Origin of the sequence: Streptomyces sp. NPDC004539, from assembly GCF_040610055.1 — a bacterium.
Lineage (GTDB): Bacteria > Actinomycetota > Actinomycetes > Streptomycetales > Streptomycetaceae > Streptomyces.
The window spans coordinates 122,160-140,707 of the sequence record NZ_JBEXLS010000002.1 but is presented as its reverse complement, the minus strand read 5'-3'; the positions used below and the strand labels follow the sequence as shown (position 1 = coordinate 140,707).

At 71.6% G+C, this 18,548-nt stretch carries 15 protein-coding genes and 1 riboswitch; of the genes, 5 read left to right on the top strand and 10 right to left on the bottom strand.

All coding sequences use genetic code 11. The features are described from left to right. Nucleotides 1-30 precede the first annotated feature (30 nt). The 4 genes from ABZX85_RS04325 to ABZX85_RS04310 all read right to left on the bottom strand — a co-directional run bounded on the left by ABZX85_RS04325 (nt 31) and on the right by ABZX85_RS04310 (nt 5,527). Nucleotides 31-678: a thymidine kinase gene (locus ABZX85_RS04325; protein WP_355862445.1), complete on the bottom strand. Its 648-nt coding sequence runs from the start codon at nt 676-678 to the stop codon at nt 31-33. A gap of 62 nt (nt 679-740) precedes the next feature. Then, entirely contained in the window at nt 741-1,919 is a 1,179-nt protein-coding gene (locus tag ABZX85_RS04320; RefSeq protein ID WP_355862444.1) for a nucleotide pyrophosphatase/phosphodiesterase family protein, read from the bottom strand. After that, a complete protein-coding gene (locus ABZX85_RS04315; protein WP_355863084.1) occupies nt 1,919-2,509 on the bottom strand; it encodes a DUF5998 family protein in 591 nt (196 codons plus the stop codon). The genes ABZX85_RS04320 and ABZX85_RS04315 overlap by 1 nt, the downstream gene beginning before the upstream one ends. Nucleotides 2,510-2,563: 54 nt before the next feature. Next, a complete protein-coding gene (locus ABZX85_RS04310) occupies nt 2,564-5,527 on the bottom strand; it encodes a GNAT family N-acetyltransferase (protein ID WP_355862443.1) in 2,964 nt (987 codons plus the stop codon). Between the two features lie 186 nt (nt 5,528-5,713). On the opposite strand from ABZX85_RS04310, the gene ABZX85_RS04305 reads away from it, so the two are divergent. Beyond that, nucleotides 5,714-5,995, top strand: a complete 282-nt coding sequence (locus tag ABZX85_RS04305) for an HPr family phosphocarrier protein (RefSeq protein ID WP_355862442.1) — start codon at nt 5,714-5,716, stop codon at nt 5,993-5,995. Nucleotides 5,996-6,212: 217 nt separating this feature from the next. On the opposite strand, the gene ABZX85_RS04300 is transcribed toward ABZX85_RS04305, so the two are convergent. The 4 genes from ABZX85_RS04300 to ABZX85_RS04285 all read right to left on the bottom strand — a co-directional run bounded on the left by ABZX85_RS04300 (nt 6,213) and on the right by ABZX85_RS04285 (nt 11,037). Next, on the bottom strand, nt 6,213-6,896 hold the full coding sequence (locus ABZX85_RS04300) for a GntR family transcriptional regulator (RefSeq protein WP_355862441.1): 684 nt from the start codon (nt 6,894-6,896) through the stop codon (nt 6,213-6,215). A 190-nt stretch (nt 6,897-7,086) separates the two neighbouring features. Further along, the gene (locus ABZX85_RS04295; RefSeq protein ID WP_355862440.1) at nt 7,087-7,842 is read right to left on the bottom strand and encodes a M23 family metallopeptidase; all 756 of its coding nucleotides are present in this window, start codon (nt 7,840-7,842) and stop codon (nt 7,087-7,089) included. A 14-nt stretch (nt 7,843-7,856) separates the two neighbouring features. Then, nucleotides 7,857-8,005: riboswitch (cyclic di-AMP (ydaO/yuaA leader) on the bottom strand. 252 nt (nt 8,006-8,257) lie between these two features. Beyond that, on the bottom strand, nt 8,258-9,646 hold the full coding sequence (locus tag ABZX85_RS04290; protein WP_355862439.1) for a pitrilysin family protein: 1,389 nt from the start codon (nt 9,644-9,646) through the stop codon (nt 8,258-8,260). Next, nucleotides 9,643-11,037: a pitrilysin family protein gene (locus ABZX85_RS04285; protein ID WP_355862438.1), complete on the bottom strand. Its 1,395-nt coding sequence runs from the start codon at nt 11,035-11,037 to the stop codon at nt 9,643-9,645. Before ABZX85_RS04285 ends, ABZX85_RS04290 begins: the two co-directional genes overlap by 4 nt. Nucleotides 11,038-11,408: 371 nt before the next feature. Between ABZX85_RS04285 and ABZX85_RS04280 the strand changes: the two genes are divergently transcribed. Further along, the gene (locus ABZX85_RS04280; protein WP_355862437.1) at nt 11,409-13,865 is read left to right on the top strand and encodes a DNA topoisomerase IV subunit A; all 2,457 of its coding nucleotides are present in this window, start codon (nt 11,409-11,411) and stop codon (nt 13,863-13,865) included. 181 nt (nt 13,866-14,046) lie between these two features. Here the strand turns inward: ABZX85_RS04280 and ABZX85_RS04275 are convergent, their stop codons facing one another. Further along, a complete protein-coding gene (locus tag ABZX85_RS04275; protein WP_355862436.1) occupies nt 14,047-15,225 on the bottom strand; it encodes a GTP-binding protein in 1,179 nt (392 codons plus the stop codon). A 320-nt stretch (nt 15,226-15,545) separates the two neighbouring features. Here ABZX85_RS04275 and ABZX85_RS04270 point away from each other — a divergent pair, with 320 nt between their 5' ends. From ABZX85_RS04270 to ABZX85_RS04260, 3 genes are all read left to right on the top strand, one after another. Continuing rightward, entirely contained in the window at nt 15,546-16,040 is a 495-nt protein-coding gene (locus ABZX85_RS04270; RefSeq protein WP_355862435.1) for a DUF6082 family protein, read from the top strand. A 210-nt stretch (nt 16,041-16,250) separates the two neighbouring features. After that, nucleotides 16,251-16,490: a hypothetical protein gene (locus ABZX85_RS04265; protein ID WP_355862434.1), complete on the top strand. Its 240-nt coding sequence runs from the start codon at nt 16,251-16,253 to the stop codon at nt 16,488-16,490. 101 nt (nt 16,491-16,591) lie between these two features. After that, nucleotides 16,592-17,293, top strand: a complete 702-nt coding sequence (locus ABZX85_RS04260) for a DUF6082 family protein (protein WP_355862433.1) — start codon at nt 16,592-16,594, stop codon at nt 17,291-17,293. A 54-nt stretch (nt 17,294-17,347) separates the two neighbouring features. Here the strand turns inward: ABZX85_RS04260 and ABZX85_RS04255 are convergent, their stop codons facing one another. Continuing rightward, the gene (locus ABZX85_RS04255) at nt 17,348-18,517 is read right to left on the bottom strand and encodes a citrate synthase/methylcitrate synthase (RefSeq protein ID WP_355862432.1); all 1,170 of its coding nucleotides are present in this window, start codon (nt 18,515-18,517) and stop codon (nt 17,348-17,350) included. Nucleotides 18,518-18,548: the final 31 nt, after the last annotated feature.

Sequence of the window (18,548 nt, the reverse complement as noted above, 5' to 3'; positions counted from 1 at the left end):
CCGACGACATCGGCGAGTGGACGGTCTCGCCTACACCGCCTGGACCGGCAGCACATCGGGCGACAGCGCAGCCGCCTTCTCCGATGCCGCCGTCATCCGGCGGCGATGGTGTCGGCGGCACAGCACCTCGTAGCCGATGGTGTCCGCCTGGTTGACGTCGCCGACGACGACCTGGGCGCCCTCGACGACCATGACGCCGCCGACGGTGCGGGCGTTGTGGGTGGCGCGGGCGCCGCACCAGCAGAGGGCCTCGACCTGGAGGACCTCGACGCGGTCGGCGAGTTCGACGAGCCGCTGGGAGCCGGGGAAGAGCTTGGATCGGAAGTCGGTGGTGATGCCGAACGCGTAGACGTCGAGCCCGAGATCGTCGACCACGCGCGCGAGCTGGTCGATCTGCTCCTCCGCGAGGAACTGCGCCTCGTCGGCGATGACGTAGTCCGCCCGGCCGCCGTGGGAGAGGTGGTCGACGAGGTAGGCGTACAGATCCTGGCCGTCCCGGATCTCCACCGCGTCGGTGACGAGCCCGAGCCGGGAGGACAGCTTGCCCCGGCCCGCGCGGTCGTCGCGACTGAAGATCATCCCTTTGAGCCCGCGAGCCGATCGGTTGTGCTCTATCTGGAGCGCCAGGGTCGACTTCCCGCAGTCCATGGTTCCGGAGAAGAACACCAACTCGGGCATGGCGAGGTGAGCACCTTTCGGCAGGAAGGCCCCGGGAGGGCCGGAGAAACGGTCGGAATCGATCAGGAGCGTACTTCGAGGAGGGGCACGAACTGCTCCGCAGGGGTCATCGAACCGTGGTTGCCGACCATCGCGGACTCCTTCGGCTCCCGCTCGGAGGCGATGATCAGCACATCGTCCCGCGCGGCGGCGATCACGTCGCCGAGCCGGTCGTACACCCGCTCGTCGACGTGCGGACCGAACCACCCGGCGGCGATGGCCTCCTCGCGCGAGGCGACCCAGAACTGCTCGCCGAGGACCTCGCGCCAGCAGGTCAGGACGTCGGCGGCGGCACCGGGGACGGCGTACACGTGCCGGGCGCGCCCCTCGCCGCCGAGGAGGGCGACCCCCGCGCGCAGCTCCCAGTCCTCGTCGAAGTCGATGCGGTGCTGTTCGTCGAAGGGGATGTCGACCATGCCGTGGTCGGCGGTGACGTACAGCGCGCTGCGCGGCGGAAGCTGCTCGGCGAGCCGCTGGACGAGCCGGTCGACGTACATGAGCTGGCCGCGCCACGTGTCGGAGGCGATGCCGTAGCGGTGCCCGGCGCCGTCGAGTTCGGCGTAGTACGTGTAGACCAACGACCGGTCCCCGGCGGCGAGCTGGGCCGCGGCGAGGTCCATGCGCTCCTCGCCGGTCAGCCGTCCGTGGAACGTTCCTCCACTGAGCGCGATCTTGGTCAGCGGGGTGTTCTGGAAGGCGGGCGAGGAGACCTGGGCGGTGTGCACACCGGCCGCGTCGGCGAGCTGGAAGACCGTCGGGTAGGGCTGCCAGACCTCCGGGGAGGTCCAGGGCTGCCAGCGGAGCTGGTTCATCAGCGCGCCGGTCGCGGGGTCGCGGACGGTGTAGCCGGGCAGTCCGTGCGCGCCCGGCGGGAGGCCGGTGCCGACTGAGGCCAGGGAGGTCGCGGTGGTGGCGGGGAAGCCGGCGGTGAGATGCCCTGCGGAGGGCTTCAGGAGGCCGTTGAGGTACGGCGCCTCGTCCGGGTGGGCCGTGATCTGCTCCAGGCCGAGGCCGTCGACGAGGAAGACGCACACGCGGTCGGCGGGCGTCAGCGAGGGGATCGCGGCGGTGAGGCCGGGGACGCCGAGTCCGGCGGCCACGGTGGGCAGCAGGTCGGCGAGGGAGCCGGTGCCGTAGCGCGGGACGGGCGCGGAGTCGACGCGGAGGGGTTCGGGGTGGTCCCAGGGGGCGAGCTGGGACATCAGACGGCCGCGGTCGCCTCGGAGAGCGCCTGCGCGAAGGCGAGCGCCTGACGCACCGTCTCCGGGCCGTCGCCCGCCTCGCTGACGCGCAGACTCAGGTCGTCCGCCGTCGAGTTGCCCGTGTAGCCGTGATCCGCGTCGCAGTTGGGGTCGCCGCAGGCGGCGGGCTCCAGGTCGATGCGGGAGACGGCGCCCCAGCCGATCGTGAGCATCACCTCGCGCGGGAGCGTGCCCGGCGCGTACGACTCCGGGTTGGCGACGACGCGGCTGACGACGACGGAGGAGATCCGGCCGAGCTTCACGGACTCCGTGGAGGTGGTCGCGTACGGCGTCGGGGACGTCGTGTCGGCGGCCTGCTCGTCGGTGTGGCTGACGATGAAGCGGTTGCCGGTGAGGACGAGGACGGTCACATGCCTGCGGACCTCGTTCTGGTCGAACGTGGTCTCCTGGTGCACCAGGTACGACCGGATCGGCTCGCCGCCCACGGCGGCCTCCACCGCCTCGGCCACGAGGGCCGGGTAGTAGCCGCTGCGCTCGATCGCCGCGCGCAGCCCCTGGGTCGTCGTACTGGTCTTGGCCATGCCCTCCATCCTACGGGGACCCACTGACTGCGAGGCACCCCGCACAGGGCCGCCGCGAGGCGTTCAGTAGGCGGGCAGGGTGCGCGGGCCGAGGTCGTCGCGGGCGGGCGGCGGGGCGAGGCGGACGGAGGCGCCGAGGACGCTCACCCCGCGCGGGGCGACGACGACGGGTTCCAGGGTGACGGCGACGACCTCGGGGTGGTCGTCGACCAGGCGGGAGACGCGCAGGAGGAGTTCCTCCAGGGCCGGGGTGTCGACGGGGGTGGAGCCGCGCCAGCCGAACAGCAGGGGCGCCGTGCGGATCGAGCGCACCAGGGAGGTCGCGTCGCGGTCGGTGACCGGCACGAGGCGGTGCGCCATGTCGCCGAGCAGCTGCGAGGCCGCTCCGGCGAGGCCGAAGGACAGCACCGCTCCGGCGGCCGGATCGATCACCGCGCGGACGACGGTGTCGACCCCGCGCGGGGCCATCGCCTGGACGACGGGGCGCAGTTCCTCCGGTGTCCCGAACAGGTCGGTCAACTCGGTGTACGAGCGCCGCAGCTGCTCCTCGTCCGCGAGGTCGAGGCGGACGCCGCCGAGGTCCGCGCGGTGGCGCAGGTGCGGGGCGGTCGCCTTCAGGGCGACGGGGTAGCCCAGGGCGCGCGCGGCCTCGACGGCGTCCTCGGGGGTCGGGGCCGGGACGGCGCGGCGGACGTCGACGCCGTAGCTGCCGAGGAGTTCGCAGGTCTCGTCGGTGCCGAGGGTGAGGCCCTGCCCGCGCGCGAGGAGGCCGTCGATCATCCGCGCGGTGCCCTTCTCGTCGATGTCCTCGTACTCGGGGACCCGGCCCGGGTCGGCCGCCTCCCGCCGCCACTGCGCGTACTTGACGGCCTCCGCGAGCGCGCGTACGGCTCGTTCGGCGGCCGGGTAGGCGGGGATGAGGCGGGGGCCCTGCGGGGGCGCGAGGGGGGCTTGTGCGGCTTTGTCGGGGGATGCGGAGAGGGCGGGGTGCGGGGTCCTGGCGGCGGCCAGGGCGTTGCCCGGGCGCGTCGCGGGGGCCTGTCCGGGAGGGGCGGCGGGCAGGGGTACGGGGGCGCCGGCGCGCTGGTACGGCGGGGCCGAGCCGAGGGCGCTGCTCCCGCGAACCCCCACGAGCCCGCCGGAAGCCGTGCCCGCCCCCTGCGGCCCCGTGCTCATCGCCGCCGACAACGCCTCCGCCAGCCCCCCGAGTTCCACATGGACGACGAGCACCGGCTTGGCCGGGACCTCCGCGGCGGCCGAGCGCAGCGCCTCGGCGAGTTCGGCGTCGTCCGCGGAGCCCTCGCCGATCGCGGGGATGGCGGTGACGACGACGGCGTCGCACGTGTCGTCGCCCAGCGCGCGTGTGAGGGCGCGGCGGAAGTCCGCCGGGGATGCGCCGGTCGTGAGGTCGAGGGGCGGCAGGGGGCGCAGTCCCTCGGAGAGGCAGGCGTCGTAGGTGAGCAGCCCCAGGGACTCGGAGTTGCCGAGGATCGCCACGCGCGGGCCGGCGGGAAGGGGCTGGCGGGCGAGCAGGAGGCCGGTGTCGACGAGTTCGGTGATGGTGGCGACCCTGATCACGCCGGCCTGGCGCAGGAGCGCGGAGACCGTCGCGTGGGGCAGCCGCGTCGCGCGGACCGCGTGTCCCTGGGGGGCCGATCCGGCGCCCTGGACGACGACGAGGGGTTTCGCCGCGGCCGTGCGCCGGGCGAGGCGGGTGAACTTGCGGGGGTTGCCTATGGACTCCAGGTACATGAGGACGACGTCGGTGTCGGGGTCGTCGTACCAGTACTGAAGGACGTCGTTGCCGGAGACGTCCGCGCGGTTGCCGGAGGAGACGAACGTCGACACTCCGGTGACGCCCGTGACGCCGCCGCCCCGGCGGTGCAGCCGGGAGAGCAGGGCGACGCCGATCGCGCCGGACTGGGCGAACAGGCCGATGCGGCCGGGCCGGGGCGTCTCGGGGGCGAGGGAGGCGTTGAGCCGGACGTCCGGGGCGGTGTTGATGACCCCGAAGGCGTTGGGGCCGACGATGCGCATGCCGTACGCGCGTGCGTGGCGGACGAGTTCGCGCTGGCGCTCGCGCCCGTCGGGGCCGCTCTCGGCGTACCCGGCGGAGACGACGACGAGTCCCTGGACGCCGTGCTCCCCGCATTCGGCGACGACCTCGGGCACGGCGTCCGCCGGGACGGCGATCACCGCGAGGTCGACGGGGCCGTCGATGTCGCGCACGGAGCGGTGGGCCGGGACGCCGTCGAGCTCCTCGACGCCGTCCGGGAGGGCCTTGTTGACGGCGTGCAGGGCGCCGGTGAAGCCGGCCGCGCGGAGGTTGGCGAGGACCGCGCGGCCGACGCCACCGGGGGCGCGTCCGGCGCCGACGACCACGACGGAGCCGGGCGCGAGGAGGCGTCGTACGGAGCGGGCCTCGGCGCGCTGTTCGCGGGCGCGCTGGACGGCGAGGGAGCGTTCGGTGGGTTCGAGGCCGAACTCCAGGCGGACGACGCCGTCCTCGAAGCTGCGCTTCTGGGTGTAGCCGGCGTCGGTGAAGACCTTGATCATCTTGGAGTTGGCGGGGAGCACCTCGGCGGCGAAGCGGCGGATGCCGCGCTCGCGCGCGACGGCGGCGATGTGCTCCAGGAGGGCGGAGGCGACGCCGCGGCCCTGGTGGGCGTCCTGGACGAGGAAGGCGACCTCCGCCTCGTCGGCGGGGCCGGTCGCGGGCAGGCCGTCGGGACCGATGCGGTCATAGCGTACGGTGGCGATGAACTCGCCTCCGACGGTGGCGGCGAGTCCCACCCGGTCCACGAAGTCGTGGTGCGTGAAGCGGTGGACGTCCTTCGCGGACAGGCGCGGGTAGGGCGCGAAGAAGCGGTAGTACTTCGACTCGTCCGACACCTGCTCGTAGAAGCTGACCAGGCGCTCGGCGTCGTCGGCGGTGATGGGCCGCACGCGCGCGGTGCCGCCGTCGCGCAGCACCACGTCGGCTTCCCAGTGGGCGGGGTACTCGTGCCGCTCCTGCGCGCTCTGCATGGGGCCCAGCGTACGGCTCGCGTCCGACAACGGCGCGAGGCAGTCTGGGGGACGGAAGACGGCACGAACCGGACCGAGGCCGCGGTCCGGACGGCCGTCCCGGGGACGCCGTCGTGGCTCCTCCGGGAACGCTTCACGTGTGGAAAACTGGTCTAGACAACCCTGAACACCGAAGGGCAGCATCACATGGCTGAGCGCCGCGTCACCATCGGCTGGGCGGAGGGCCTTCACGCCCGCCCCGCCTCCCTCTTCGTCCGATCCGCCACGGCCACCGGCGTACCGGTCACGATCGCCAAGGCGGGCGGCACCCCCGTCAACGCGGGCTCCATGCTGGGCGTCCTCGGCCTCGGCGCCAAGGGCGGCGAGGAGGTCGTCCTGGCCTCCGACGCCGAGGGCGCGGACGCCGCCCTCGACCGGCTGGCCAAGCTGGTCTCCGAGGGTCTCGACGAGCTCCCCGAGACCGTCTGACGACGCTCCACGCGCGCGTACCGAGCCGCGTCACCCTTTCCAGGTGGCGCGGCTCCGTCGTTTCCGGGCACCTCGGAATGAATTGCCCGGCATAAGGACCGCGGGGCGCGCGGGCGCACACGGAAGGCGCGCACCGGGAAATTCACGGCGCACTCCGGAAAAGGGCAGCGGAAATAGCCCTCGGATAATTACCTGTTCTTTGTATACGGCGCCCGTGTTAATGCCGCAGGCCGGTCATGTTTACGGCGTGTTGCGAAGTCCTCACACGGTCGGCGCCGGCGAAGCGCAGCCGGTGGGCGGCGGTGGAGCGCTCGGTGTGCAGGGCGGTGACCGCCCGCGCGCGTTCGGCGTCGCCGCGCGCGACGGCGTCGACGATCGCGCCGTGCTCGGCCCAGGAGTCGACGGGGGCGACCGACGGCTCCACGGCGTACATCCAGGCGATCTTGTGGCGCAGCTGGGTCAGCGTCGAGGTCAGGGCGTGGCTTCCGCACGCCTGGGCGAGCGTCTCGTGGAACCAGCCGCCCAGGGAGCGCAGATCCTCGCTGTTACCCCTCCTGGCCCGCTCCTGGCCCAGCCTGACGAGTCCGCGCAGCACCTTCAGATGGGCCTCGGTGCGCCGCTGGGCGGCCCGCGCGGCGCCGAGGGGCTCCAGCAGCAGCCGCATCTCCAGCAGGTCGGCGGCCTCCTGCTCGGTCGGCTCGGCCACGCACGCGCCCGCGTGCCGGCGGGTCACGACGAACCCCTCGGCCTCCAGCGTGCGCAGCGCCTCACGGACGGGGACGCGGCTGACGCCGTACCGGCGCGCGAGGAGTTCCTCGGTGAGACGGCTGCCGCGCTCGTAGACACCCGAGACGATGTCGTCCCGGATGGCCGTGCACACCGAGTGCGCCGGAATACGCATGACCGACCTCCGCCTTAATCCCCGTGAAACGCCGTCGAACGCAGCCGATCGACGTGTGTTCCGTGACTCTATTGCAATGCGCCGGAATTTCCGATGGCGGGCCGGAATCCATGGATATTTTTTGGACAGAAGTGCGTCCGAAACGTCGAAAGCCCCGGCCGAGGGGGCCGGGGCTGGACGATCTCGCGCGTCAGACGCCGACGCCGTGCGCGCGCAGATAGGCGACCGGGTCGATGTCGGAGCCGTACTCCGGCGTCGTCCGGGCCTCGAAGTGCAGGTGCGGGCCGGTCACGTTGCCCGTGGCACCGGAGAGGCCGATCCGCTCCCCCGGGGTGACCGTCTGCCCCACGGAGACGGAGATCGACGACAGGTGGCCGTACTGCGTGTAGGTCCCGTCGTTCATCCGGACGACGACCTGGTTGCCGTAGGCGCCGCCCCAGCCGGCCTCGACGACGGTGCCGAGCCCGACGGCGTGCACCGGGGTGCCGGTCGCGGCGTGGAAGTCGATGCCCGTGTGGCTGCCGGAGGACCACAGGGAGCCGCCACTGCGGTAGCCGGTGGAGACGTAGGAGCCGGTGACCGGGGCGACGAAGGCGTTCAGGCGGGCGCGTTCGGCCTCCCGCGCGGCCCGGGCCTCGGCCAGGCGCGCGGCCCGGGCGTCCTCGGCGGCCTGGGCGCGCACCGCCTCGGTCCGCGCGCGGGCGGCGGCCCGCTGGACGGCCTGTTCCTGCACGGCCGCGTGGTCGTCGGCGTGCGCGGCGACGGTGTCCAGGCGCACGGTGACGGTGTCGTCCATGGCCGGAGCGGCGTTCGCGGCGGTCGGTTCGGGGGGAGAGCCGGCGGCCAGCGCCGAGGTCGTGAGCGCCGCTATGCCCGCCGCGCGGGCGGTCGTACGCTGCATCCGGCCCGCCTTGCGGCGCTTGCCGGTGGCGCAGGTGAACGCCATGAGGTCGTGTTCGTCCTTTCCTTCCCTCTCGCCTACCGGGTTAGCTGACGGGTTCGGAGCAGGAAGGTCTCCTACGGGCGCACGCGCCCGATTCACCCCAGGGACTGGGTGGGTCCCCGGCTCCCCTGGCTCGCGCCGTACGGGGACTCGGCGATCGCTGTCCGGTGCCGCGGTGTGCGGCGTACTGCCCGACGAACAGCCCGGACGACGCTAGAGGGGCCGCCGTCGATTCCCAAACGCACAGGGGTTTTTGTAGCGCACACCACAGGGCAGAGGCGAACGCTCCGGACTAAAACGGTCATCACCGGGAACGCGCGTTCGGATGCGGTGTCGCTGTGCGAACGGTGAACGCGCGCGTGGGGGACGCCTGACATCCGGCGTCCCCCACGCGCGCGTGCCCGTCGGCTGTCGGCTCCTACTCGGCCGTCACGACCCGCACCGGGCCGATCCCGAGGGCCTCGACCGGCTCCCGGATCTCCTTCGCGTCACCCACGAGGATCGTGACGAGGCGGTCGACCGGGAAGGCGTTGACGGCGGCGGCGGTCGCCTCGACGGTCCCCGTGGCGGCGAGCCGGCGGTAGAGGGTCGCCTGGAAGTCGTCCGGGAGGAACTGCTCGACCTGGTCGGCGAGGGTCCCGGCGACGGCCGCGGCGGTCTCGTACTTGAGCGGCGCCACACCGACGAGGTTCTGCACGGCGAAGTCGCGCTCGGCGTCCGTGAGGCCCTCGGCGGCGAGCGTGCGCAGGACGGTCCACAGGTCCGCGAGCGCGGGACCGGTGTTGGGCGTGTCGACGGAGCCGCTGATGGCCAGCATGGAGGCGCCGGAGCCGTCCGGAGCGGACCGCATGACCTGCCCGAAGGCGCGCACGCCGTAGGTGTAGCCCTTCTCCTCTCGCAGGACGGCGTCCAGACGGGACGTCAGGGTGCCGCCGAGGCAGTACGTACCGAGCACCTGGGCGGCCCACACGCGGTCGTGCCGGTCGGCGCCGATCCGACCGATCAGCAACTGCGTCTGGACGGCGCCGGGCCGGTCGACGATGACGACGCGCCCGGTGTCGTCGGCGGTGATCGGCGGGACCGGCCGGGACTGCGCCGAGGAGCCCGTCCAGGCGCCCAGGGTCTCGGCGAGCAGGGCGTCGAGGTCGATGCCGTTCAGGTCGCCGACGACGACCGCGGTGGCCGTCGCGGGGCGGACGTGCCGGTCGTAGAAGGCGCGGACGGCGGCGGCGTCGATCTTCTCGACGGTCTCCTCGGTGCCCTGGCGCGGGCGCGACATGCGCGCGTCGGCCGGGAACAGCTCCTTGGAGAGCTCCTTGGCGGCCCGCCGGGAGGGGTTGGCCAGCTCGTGCGGGATCTCGTCGAGCCGGTTGCGCACCAGCCGTTCGACCTCGCCCTCGGCGAACGCGGGCGCGCGCAGGGCGTCGGCGAGCAGTCCGAGGCCCTTGGCGAGCCGGGAGGCCGGGACCTCCAGGCTGAGCCGGACGCCGGGGTGGTCGGCGTGCGCGTCGAGCGTGGCGCCCGCGCGCTCCAGCTCGGCGGCGAACTCCTCGGCGGAGTGCCGGTCGGTGCCCTCGGAGAAGGCCCGCGCCATGATCGTCGCGACGCCGTCCAAGCCGGTCGGCTCGGCGTCCAGGGGCGCGTCGAGGAGGACCTCGACGGCGACGACCTGCTGGCCGGGGCGGTGGCAGCGCAGGACCGTCAGGCCGTTGGTGAGGGTGGCGCGCTCGGGCGCGGGGAACGCCCAGGGCTTGGCCTCGCCCGCCTGGGGCTGCGGGTGGAAGTCCATCGTGGCGAGCTCGGTCACTTGGCCGTCTCCTCGTTGTCGTCGCCGGCCTCTACGGTCGCTTCGCGCGCGGGGTCGCCGGGGACGTCCGCGTCCTCGGCGGTGTCGGGGTGCTTGGGCTCGTAGACGAGCACCGCGCGGTTGTCGGGCCGCAGGCGCGCCTTGGCGACCTCCTGGACTTCCTCGGGGGTGATCTCCAGCACGCGTCCCACGGCCGTGAGGGCGAGCTGCGCGTCGCCGAACAGGACGGCGAACCGGCACAGTTCGTCCGCGCGGCCGGCGACCGTGCCGAGCCGGTCCAGCCACTCGCGCTCCAGCTGGGCCTGCGCGCGCTCCATCTCCTCGGCCGTCGGGCCCTCCGCGGCGAACCGGGCGAGCTCCTCGTCGATGGCGGCCTCGATGACGGGCACCTCGACGTCCCCGGACGTCTTGACGTCCAGCCAGCCCAGGGAGGGCGCCCCGGCCAGCCTCAGCAGGCCGAAGCCGGCCGCGACGGCGGTGCGGTCGCGCCGTACGAGGCGGTTGTACAGGCGGGAGGACTCGCCGCCGCCGAGGACGGTGAGCGCCAGGTCCGCCGCGTCCCCCGCGCGCGTGCCGTCCTCGGGGAGCCGGTAGGCGGCCATCAACGCGCGCGCGGGGACCTCCTCGACGACGACCTCGCGCAGCTCACCGCCGATGACGTCCGGCAGGGAGCCGTCGCGCGGCGCGGGCTTGCCGTCGTGCCCGGGGATGGAGCCGAAGTACTTCTCGACCCAGGCGAGCGTCTGCTCCGGGTCGATGTCGCCGACCACCGACAGGACCGCGTTGTTCGGCGCGTAGTACGTCCGGAAGAACGCGCGCGCGTCCTCCAGGGTCGCCGCGTCCAGGTCGGCCATCGAGCCGATGGGCGTGTGGTGGTAGGGGTGGCCGTCCGGGTAGACGAGGGCGGTCAGCTTCTCGAACGCCGTCCCGTAGGGGACGTTGTCGTAGCGCTGGCGGCGCTCGTTCTTGACGACGTCGCGCTGGTTCTCCATGGACTCGTCGTCCAGGGCGGCCAGCAGGGAGCCCATGCGGTCGGCCTCCAGCCAGAGGGCGAGCTCCAGCTGGTGGGCGGGCATGGTCTCGAAGTAGTTGGTGCGCTCGAAGCTGGTGGTGCCGTTCAGGGAGCCGCCGGCGCCCTGGACCAGCTCGAAGTGGCCGTTGCCCTTGACCTGGGCGGAGCCCTGGAACATCAGGTGCTCGAAGAGGTGGGCGAGGCCGGTGCGGCCCTTGACCTCGTGGCGCGAGCCGACGTCGTACCAGAGGCACACCGCCGCGACGGGGGTCAGATGGTCCTCGGAGAGCACCACGCGCAGGCCGTTGGCCAGGCGGTGCTCGGTCGCTGTCAGGCCCCCGGAGCCTGCCTGGGCGGTGGCCGTGTGACCCATGGGCATGTACGTCCCTTCGATCGCGGCGCGGTCCTCGAACCGCGGAGTTTCCTGCCGGTCCTGTCACTGTATGCAAGCGCGCGGACGGTCGGCGAAGTTCCCGGCGGACGTACGCCGAGAGCGGATCGCGTAACCTGCGGGCGACCGTGGGGGAACGGCCCGTGCTCGCCCGTCCGGGCCCGTGACACCGGGCCCTGGCCCGGGTTGTCAGTGCCACGGTCCACAATGGTCGACGTCAGACCCTTGAGACACGTCACGCACGAGCGAGTCCGGCCCTCACCGGGGCCCGGGCTCCAGGGGCAGAGGGCAACCCGGCCCGCTCGGCACCGACTTGAGCGCCCCGCAGGTAAGCGACCAGAAAAGAGGAGCCGGCAGCGATGGCCCGCCGCAGCACGAAGACCCCACCGCCCGACGACTCGTTCGAGGAGCGAATCCTCGACATCGACGTCGTCGACGAGATGCAGGGCTCCTTCCTCGAGTACGCCTACTCGGTCATCTACTCCCGCGCCCTGCCCGATGCCCGCGACGGCCTGAAGCCGGTCCACCGCCGCATCGTCTACCAGATGAACGAGATGGGCCTGCGCCCCGACCGGGGCTACGTCAAGTGCGCCCGTGTCGTCGGCGAGGTGATGGGCAAGCTGCACCCGCACGGCGACGCGTCGATCTACGACGCGCTGGTGCGCATGGCGCAGCCGTTCTCCATGCGCGTGCCCCTCGTCGACGGCCACGGCAACTTCGGTTCCCTGGGGAACGACGACCCGCCGGCCGCCATGCGGTACACCGAGTGCCGGCAGGCCGAGGCGACGAGCCTGATGACCGAGTCGATCGACGAGGACACGGTCGACTTCGCCCCGAACTACGACGGCCAGGAGCAGGAGCCGGTGGCGCTGCCCGCCGCCTTCCCGAACCTCCTGGTGAACGGCTCCTCCGGGATCGCGGTCGGCATGGCGACGAACATGCCGCCGCACAACCTGGGCGAAGTCGTGGCCGCCGCCCGGCATCTGATCCGCTATCCGAACGCGGACCTCGACGCCCTGATGAAGTTCGTCCCGGGCCCCGACCTGCCGACGGGCGGCCGGATCGTCGGCCTGGACGGCGTCCGGGACGCGTACGAATCGGGCCGGGGCACGTTCAAGATCCGGGCGACGGTCGCGGTCGAGACCGTGACGGCCCGCCGCAAGGGCCTCGTCATCACCGAACTGCCCTTCGCCGTCGGCCCCGAGAAGGTCATCGCCAAGATCAAGGACCTGGTCGGCTCGAAGAAGATCCAGGGCATCGCCGACGTCAAGGACCTCACCGACCGGGCGCACGGCCTGCGGCTGGTCATCGAGATCAAGAACGGCTTCGTCCCGGAGGCCGTCCTGGAGCAGCTCTACAAGCTGACTCCGATGGAAGAGTCGTTCGGCATCAACAACGTCGCCCTGGTCGACGGCCAGCCGCTGACGCTGGGCCTCAAGGAGCTCCTCGAGGTCTATCTGGACCACCGTTTCACCGTCGTGCGCCGCCGCAGCGAGTTCCGGCGCGGCAAGCGCCGTGACCGGCTGCACCTGGTGGAGGGCCTGCTCACGGCCCTCGTCGACATCGACGAGGTCATCCGGCTGATCCGCTCCAGCGACAACAGCGCGCAGGCGAAGGAGCGCCTGATGGAGCGCTTCTCCCTGTCGGAGATCCAGACGCAGTACATCCTGGACACCCCGTTGCGCCGGCTCACCCGGTTCGACCGGATCGAGCTGGAGTCGGAGAAGGAGCGGCTGATCGCGGAGATCGCCGAGCTGACCCGCATCCTGGAGTCGGACGCGGAGCTGCGCAAGCTCGTCTCGACGGAACTGGCCGCGGTCGCCAAGAAGTTCGGCACCGAGCGGCGTACGGTCCTGCTGGAGTCGTCCGGCGCCACCGCGTCCGCCGTGCCGCTCCAGGTGGCGGACGACCCGTGCCGGGTGCTCCTGTCGTCGACGGGGCTGCTGGCCCGTACGGCGAACGGCGAGCCCTTCGCGGCGGAGGACGGCGCCCCGCGCGCGAAGCACGACGTGATCGTCTCCGCGGTGCCCGCGACGGCGCGCGGCGAGATCGGGGTGGTGACCTCGGAGGGTCGGCTCCTGCGGATCAACGTCGTCGACCTGCCCCAGTTGCCGGACACGGCCGCCGCGCCCAACCTCTCCGGCGGCGCCCCGGTGTCGGAGTTCGTGTCGCTGACGGACGGCGAGACGCTGGTCTGCCTGATGACGCTGGACGAGTCGTCACCGGGCCTCGCGCTCGGCACCGAACAGGGCGTCGTCAAGCGTGTGGTGCCGGACTACCCGTCCAACAAGGAGGAGCTGGAGGTCATCACCCTCAAGGAGGGCGACCGGATCGTCGGCGCGGTGGAGCTGCGCACCGGCGAGGAGGACCTCGTCTTCATCACGGACGACGCCCAGTTGCTGCGTTACCAGGCGTCCCAGGTGCGTCCGCAGGGCCGTCCGGCGGGCGGTATGGCGGGCATCAAGCTGACGGACGGCGCGAAGGTCATCTCGTTCACCGCGGTCGACCCGGCGGCGGACGCCATGGTGTTCACCGTCGCGGGCTCGCGCGGCACGCTGGACGACTCCGTCCAGACGACGGCCAAGCTGACCCCGTTCGACCAGTACCCGCGCAAGGGGCGCGCGACCGGCGGCGTGCGCTGCCAGCGGTTCCTGAAGGGCGAGGACTGCCTCTCGGTCGGCTGGGCGGGCGCCGTCCCCGCGCGGGCCGCGCAGAAGAACGGGATGCCCGCCGAACTGCCGGAGATCGATCCGCGCCGGGACGGGTCGGGGGTGTCGCTGCCGAAGACGGTGGCGGTGGTCGCGGGGCCGTTCTAGGCCGTGTCTTTCGGATCGGTCCGCCTCAAGAGGCGGTGCCTTCGTGACGCCGGTGAGCGGGGTGTGGTGCGTGCAACTGCAAGGCGGAGGAGGGAGTCATGGCGGAGCCATGGCGACCGACGACAACGCGGCAGATGCGTGTGCCACACCCCGCGCCCAGGGCTGATCCGAAAGACACGGCCTAGTCCTCGCCGGGCAGCTCCTCGGGGGCCTCTTCGGTGAGGTCCCCGGGAGGCTCCTCCTCGGCCTCCGGGTCGCGTACGTACCTCAGGACGCCCCACATGCCGCGCTCGTCGGCCTGTGGGGCGTCCTGCACGCACGCGTGGAGCTGTTTGTCGAGCGCCTCCCGGTCGATCCCGGTGCCGATCAGGACGAGCTGCGTACGCCGTTCCTCGTCCTCGCCCCAGGGCTCCGGGACGAACCTGAGGAACCGTCCGACCGCGTGCACGGAGTAGCGGTTGAGGGGGTCGCCGGGCCCGAAGTCGACATATCCCTTGATGCGGTACAGCCCTTCGGAACGGCCGTCCAGGAAGGCCATCAGGCGGCGCGGGTCGAGCGGGGCGGTCGCGGTGAAGGAGAGGCTGTCGTAGGCGGCGTGGAGGTGGTCGGCGTGGCTGTGCCCACCGTCGTGACCGCCGTCATCCCCGCTGTCGTGCCCGCCGTCGTGACCGTGCGGGTCGTCGTGCCGGTGCAGGTCGTCGAAGGAGAGCTGCCCGATCCGCTCCTCGCCGGGCCGGCAGTCGAAGAGGAACTCCGGGTCGACACGGCCGTAGCGGGCGGGTACGACGGCGGCGCTCCCGGCCAGTGAACGAACGAGCCCGAGCACACGTTCCCCGTCGTGCGCGCGGTCCACCTTGTTGACGACGACGAGGTCGGCGAGGCCGATGTGCCGGTCGATCTCGGGGTGTTTGGCGCGGGTGACGTCGAACTCGGCGGCGTCGACGACCTCGACGAGTCCGCCGTACTCGATCGCGGGGTGTTCGCTCGCGAGGATCATCCGGACGAGTTCACCGGGTTCGGCGAGGCCGCTCGCCTCGATGACGATGACGTCGACCCCGACGGCGGGCGCGGCCAGGCGCTCCAGGTAGGAGTCCAGTTCGCTCGCGTCGACGGCGCAGCACAGGCAGCCGTTGCCGAGGGAGACGGTGGAGTCGCCGAGGGCGCCGGCGACGGCCATGGCGTCGATCTCGATCGCCCCGAAGTCGTTGACGATCGCGCCGATCCGGCTGCCTCCGCTGCGGTGCAGCAGGTGGTTGAGCAGGGTCGTCTTGCCGGAGCCGAGGAATCCGGCGAGGACGACGACGGGGATCTGCCGGGGGGTGTGCTGCGGGGAGTCCTGCGGGGTGCGGCCCTGCGCCACGTACGACCTCTTTCGCGCCTGCGCGTGCGCCGGTTCACGCTCCGGAGCACGGCCGTGGAATGTCTGCGACCTCAGGATACGAGCCGGAAGAATCGCCGCGAAGTGAGCGATTGTCGTCAGCATGTCCGGGGCAGACGTGAGGCAAGGCGCCGGGGTGTGCGACCCTCGCTTCCTTCCGTGCGCCTCCTCTCCGCCTCCCCGCCGATCAGAGCCGCTCGGCACTCTGGGAGACGGCACGCGCCGCCCACCGCTTCGCCGGTCCCCGTCACCACACCCGCACCCCGACGACCGGCGCACGGCCGCCTGGACCGGGGGTTGACATGGCCACACAGAAATTTGGGATACGGGGGTTGGGCTCAGCCGCACAGACGAGTCTCACGACCGCGCTCAGGGCGGTCGCACGACACCGACGACGCGCCGCGCTCACCGAGCAGCACCGGCTCCACTTCGATCTGCTCTGCAAGGCCATGGACGATCCCGCCCTGGCAGCTGTGCTCGACACCTACGAGTCCGTCGTCGATCCGCAGAAGCAGCGACAGTTCCTCTTCGCCAACGCTCTGTACGTGAACGCCCTGTACTACTACCGGATCGGCGCCATGACCAAGGCGGAGCTCTACGGTCATCTGCGGATCATCTGCCAGAACCAGATCTTCCGCGAGTACTGGGAAGCCACCCGTCCGCATCGCAAGAGCCTGCCCAGCGCGTCCGAGGAGGCCGTGCTGGGGCGCATGATGGACGAGCTGGTCCAGGATCTCGACAGCGCGGACACCGACGAGTGGTGGGTGGTGGGGAACCCTCCGGAGGAATCGCTCTGACCGGCTGTCAACTTCACTCGACTTCACGACACCAAGTCCGCCCGCCACGAGCCAGTGACTGGATATCTTGTCGCTGGCCCCATCCGGGCACTCCGACGAAACACCCCTGCGATCGGAGACGGACCGCTCCGCCGCACACGCCCGCCCGGAGACCACCGCGCTCGGAGGCCGATGTCTTTTTTTCTCCGAGCATAAGGTTGGTATGTCCCTGTGAAGATCGTGCGACGTATGGGAGTTCCCCCTCGGGAGCGGGGCAGCGCCGCCGGCCAGTCCTGCCCCGATATCTTCGAGCTTTCGGACGGGAGCTTCGCCGTCATCGGACGGGAGGCCACATCCGAACTCGACCCTCTCCTTCCCGGTGATGCGTCGCGCGCCGAATACGAACGGATCGTGATCATCACTCGCGAGACCCTTCTGCGCGCCAAGAAAGATATTCCGGATATCGAGTGAACTATCCCTCGGGGACTTGATGCGCCACCCCGCATTCCCCTCGACGCCGTTTCCCTCCTCCCCGCCGGGGAAGCCTCTTGGGCGACCTCGGGGAGGGCTTCTTGGCACCGGAATCCGTGTGGCACTCGGCAAGAAGGTCCGTCATCTGGTTCGCCCTGGCCACCGTCGGCACCGCCCTCGTGGGCGTCATGTCGATCGTGGTCAGCGGCTGGCTCCTGGACGGTGTGGAGGAGGTCAACGGCGGCTTCCAGGCCGCCGCGCGGCGCAGTGCGCTGGGTGACTACTTCGGGGCGGTCAGCGCCGTCTTCTCAGGCATCGCCGTACTCCTCCTCGTCGTCACACTTTTCTTCCAGCAACGTGAACTGCGTATGCAGCGCGAAGAACTCTCCCTCCAAAGGCTGGAACTCATCGCGTCCCGCGAGGAATTACGCAGGAGTGCGGCAGCCGATCTACGGGGACTGCACGTCCAGCTCACCCAGATGCAGATGAACGATCCTGTGCTCGCCGAAGTCTGGAACGACTGGCCGGGACAGGACCCGGACACCGTACGGCAGCTCCTCTTCGCCAATCTCACCTACAGTCAGCTTCTACTCCATCACGAATGGGGCGAAATACCGGACTCGGAAATCATCGTCCACGCTCGTCGACTGCTCCGGAGTCCGGTTTTCCAGCAGTACTGGATTCTCTCCCGGGAGGCGAAGCAGGCCCTTTCTCCCGACAGCCCGGAAGGGCGTTTCTTCCGGTGCTTCGATCAGGCTCTGCGTGAGCTCATGGACGGCGAGGACGGGGCGCCACCGGCCTGAGGACGGTTCGGCCCGGCAGCGTCCGGCTCCGGGCTCGGCGGGGCGCGGCCCGGTTCAGGGCAGGACCGGCACCGCCACCGGCGCCTCCGGCCCCACGTACCGGGCCGCCGGGCGGATGATCTTCGGGTCCTGGGACTGTTCCAGGATGTTCGCGCTCCAGCCGACGACGCGGGCGGAGGCGAAGGTCGGGGTGAACATCTCGCGGGGGAGGCCGCAGAGTTCCATGACGACGCCCGCGTAGAACTCGACGTTGGTGTGGAGCTCGCGGCCGGGTTTGAGTTCGGCGAGGATCGCCTCGACCTGGCGTTCCACCTCGACCGCGAAGGTGACGCGCGGGCCGCCGAAGCGCTGGGCGATCTCGCGGAGCATCCGGGAGCGAGGGTCCTCGGTGCGGTAGACGGCGTGACCGAATCCCATGATGCGGTCGCCCGCCTGTACATGTTTCCGAATCCAGGGATCAATGCGGTCGGGGGTGCCGATCGCGTCGAGGGTGTCGAGGGCACGGCTGGGCGCTCCGCCGTGCAGCGGGCCGGAGAGCGCACCGACGGCGCCGACGAGGCAGGCGGCGACGTCCGCACCTGTTGACGCGATGACGCGCGCGGTGAATGTTGACGCGTTGAAGCCGTGGTCGATGGTCGAGATCAAGTACTGCTCGACGGCCCGCGCTTTATATTGATCGGGTTCGGTACCGGTCAACATGTACAGGTAGTTCGCGGCGTACGACAGATCCCGCCGCGGCTCGACCGGTTCGAGCCCCTTCCCCAGCCGGTACAGCGCGGTGAGCAGCGTGGGCACGGCCGCCGCGGCCACGAGCGTGTCGGTACGCCGCTGCCCGGCGTCCGTGTCGTACACCGGCCGGAACCCCTTGACCGCACCCAGCAGCGACAGCGCCGTCCGCATCCCCGCGAGCGGTCCGGCGCCGCCCGCGCCCGACGCGGCGACGAGGGGAAGGGCCGCTTTCACCTCGGCCGGCAGCGCTCGCAGGGCGGCCGTCTCGGCGGCGAAGGCGGACGCCTGTACGGGGTCGGGGAGTTCGCCGTGGACCAGGAGGTGCCAGACGTCCTCGAAGGAGCGGGTCTGCGCGAGGTCGACGGCGGAGTACTGCCGGTAGTGATAGAAGCCCTCGGTGCCACGCACGTCGCCGACCCGGGTGTCGGTGACGACGACGCCGGCGAGTCCGCGCGGGACGTCGACGAAGGACGGGGTGGACCTGTTGACAGACATGATTTCCCTCCTTGAACTTGATTAGACTGTC

What these genes read in the sequence shown, in the direction of transcription:
- ABZX85_RS04325 (WP_355862445.1), bottom strand. Translation starts at nt 678, where the DNA reads ATGCCCGAGTTGGTGTTCTTCTCCGGAACCATGGACTGCGGGAAGTCG.
- ABZX85_RS04320 (WP_355862444.1), bottom strand. Translation starts at nt 1,919, where the DNA reads ATGTCCCAGCTCGCCCCCTGGGACCACCCCGAACCCCTCCGCGTCGAC.
- ABZX85_RS04315 (WP_355863084.1), bottom strand. Translation starts at nt 2,509, where the DNA reads ATGGAGGGCATGGCCAAGACCAGTACGACGACCCAGGGGCTGCGCGCG.
- ABZX85_RS04310 (WP_355862443.1), bottom strand. Translation starts at nt 5,527, where the DNA reads ATGCAGAGCGCGCAGGAGCGGCACGAGTACCCCGCCCACTGGGAAGCC.
- ABZX85_RS04305 (WP_355862442.1), top strand. Translation starts at nt 5,714, where the DNA reads ATGGCTGAGCGCCGCGTCACCATCGGCTGGGCGGAGGGCCTTCACGCC.
- ABZX85_RS04300 (WP_355862441.1), bottom strand. Translation starts at nt 6,896, where the DNA reads ATGCGTATTCCGGCGCACTCGGTGTGCACGGCCATCCGGGACGACATC.
- ABZX85_RS04295 (WP_355862440.1), bottom strand. Translation starts at nt 7,842, where the DNA reads ATGGCGTTCACCTGCGCCACCGGCAAGCGCCGCAAGGCGGGCCGGATG.
- ABZX85_RS04285 (WP_355862438.1), bottom strand. Translation starts at nt 11,037, where the DNA reads ATGCCCATGGGTCACACGGCCACCGCCCAGGCAGGCTCCGGGGGCCTG.
- ABZX85_RS04280 (WP_355862437.1), top strand. Translation starts at nt 11,409, where the DNA reads ATGGCCCGCCGCAGCACGAAGACCCCACCGCCCGACGACTCGTTCGAG.
- ABZX85_RS04270 (WP_355862435.1), top strand. Translation starts at nt 15,546, where the DNA reads ATGGCCACACAGAAATTTGGGATACGGGGGTTGGGCTCAGCCGCACAG.
- ABZX85_RS04255 (WP_355862432.1), bottom strand. Translation starts at nt 18,517, where the DNA reads ATGTCTGTCAACAGGTCCACCCCGTCCTTCGTCGACGTCCCGCGCGGA.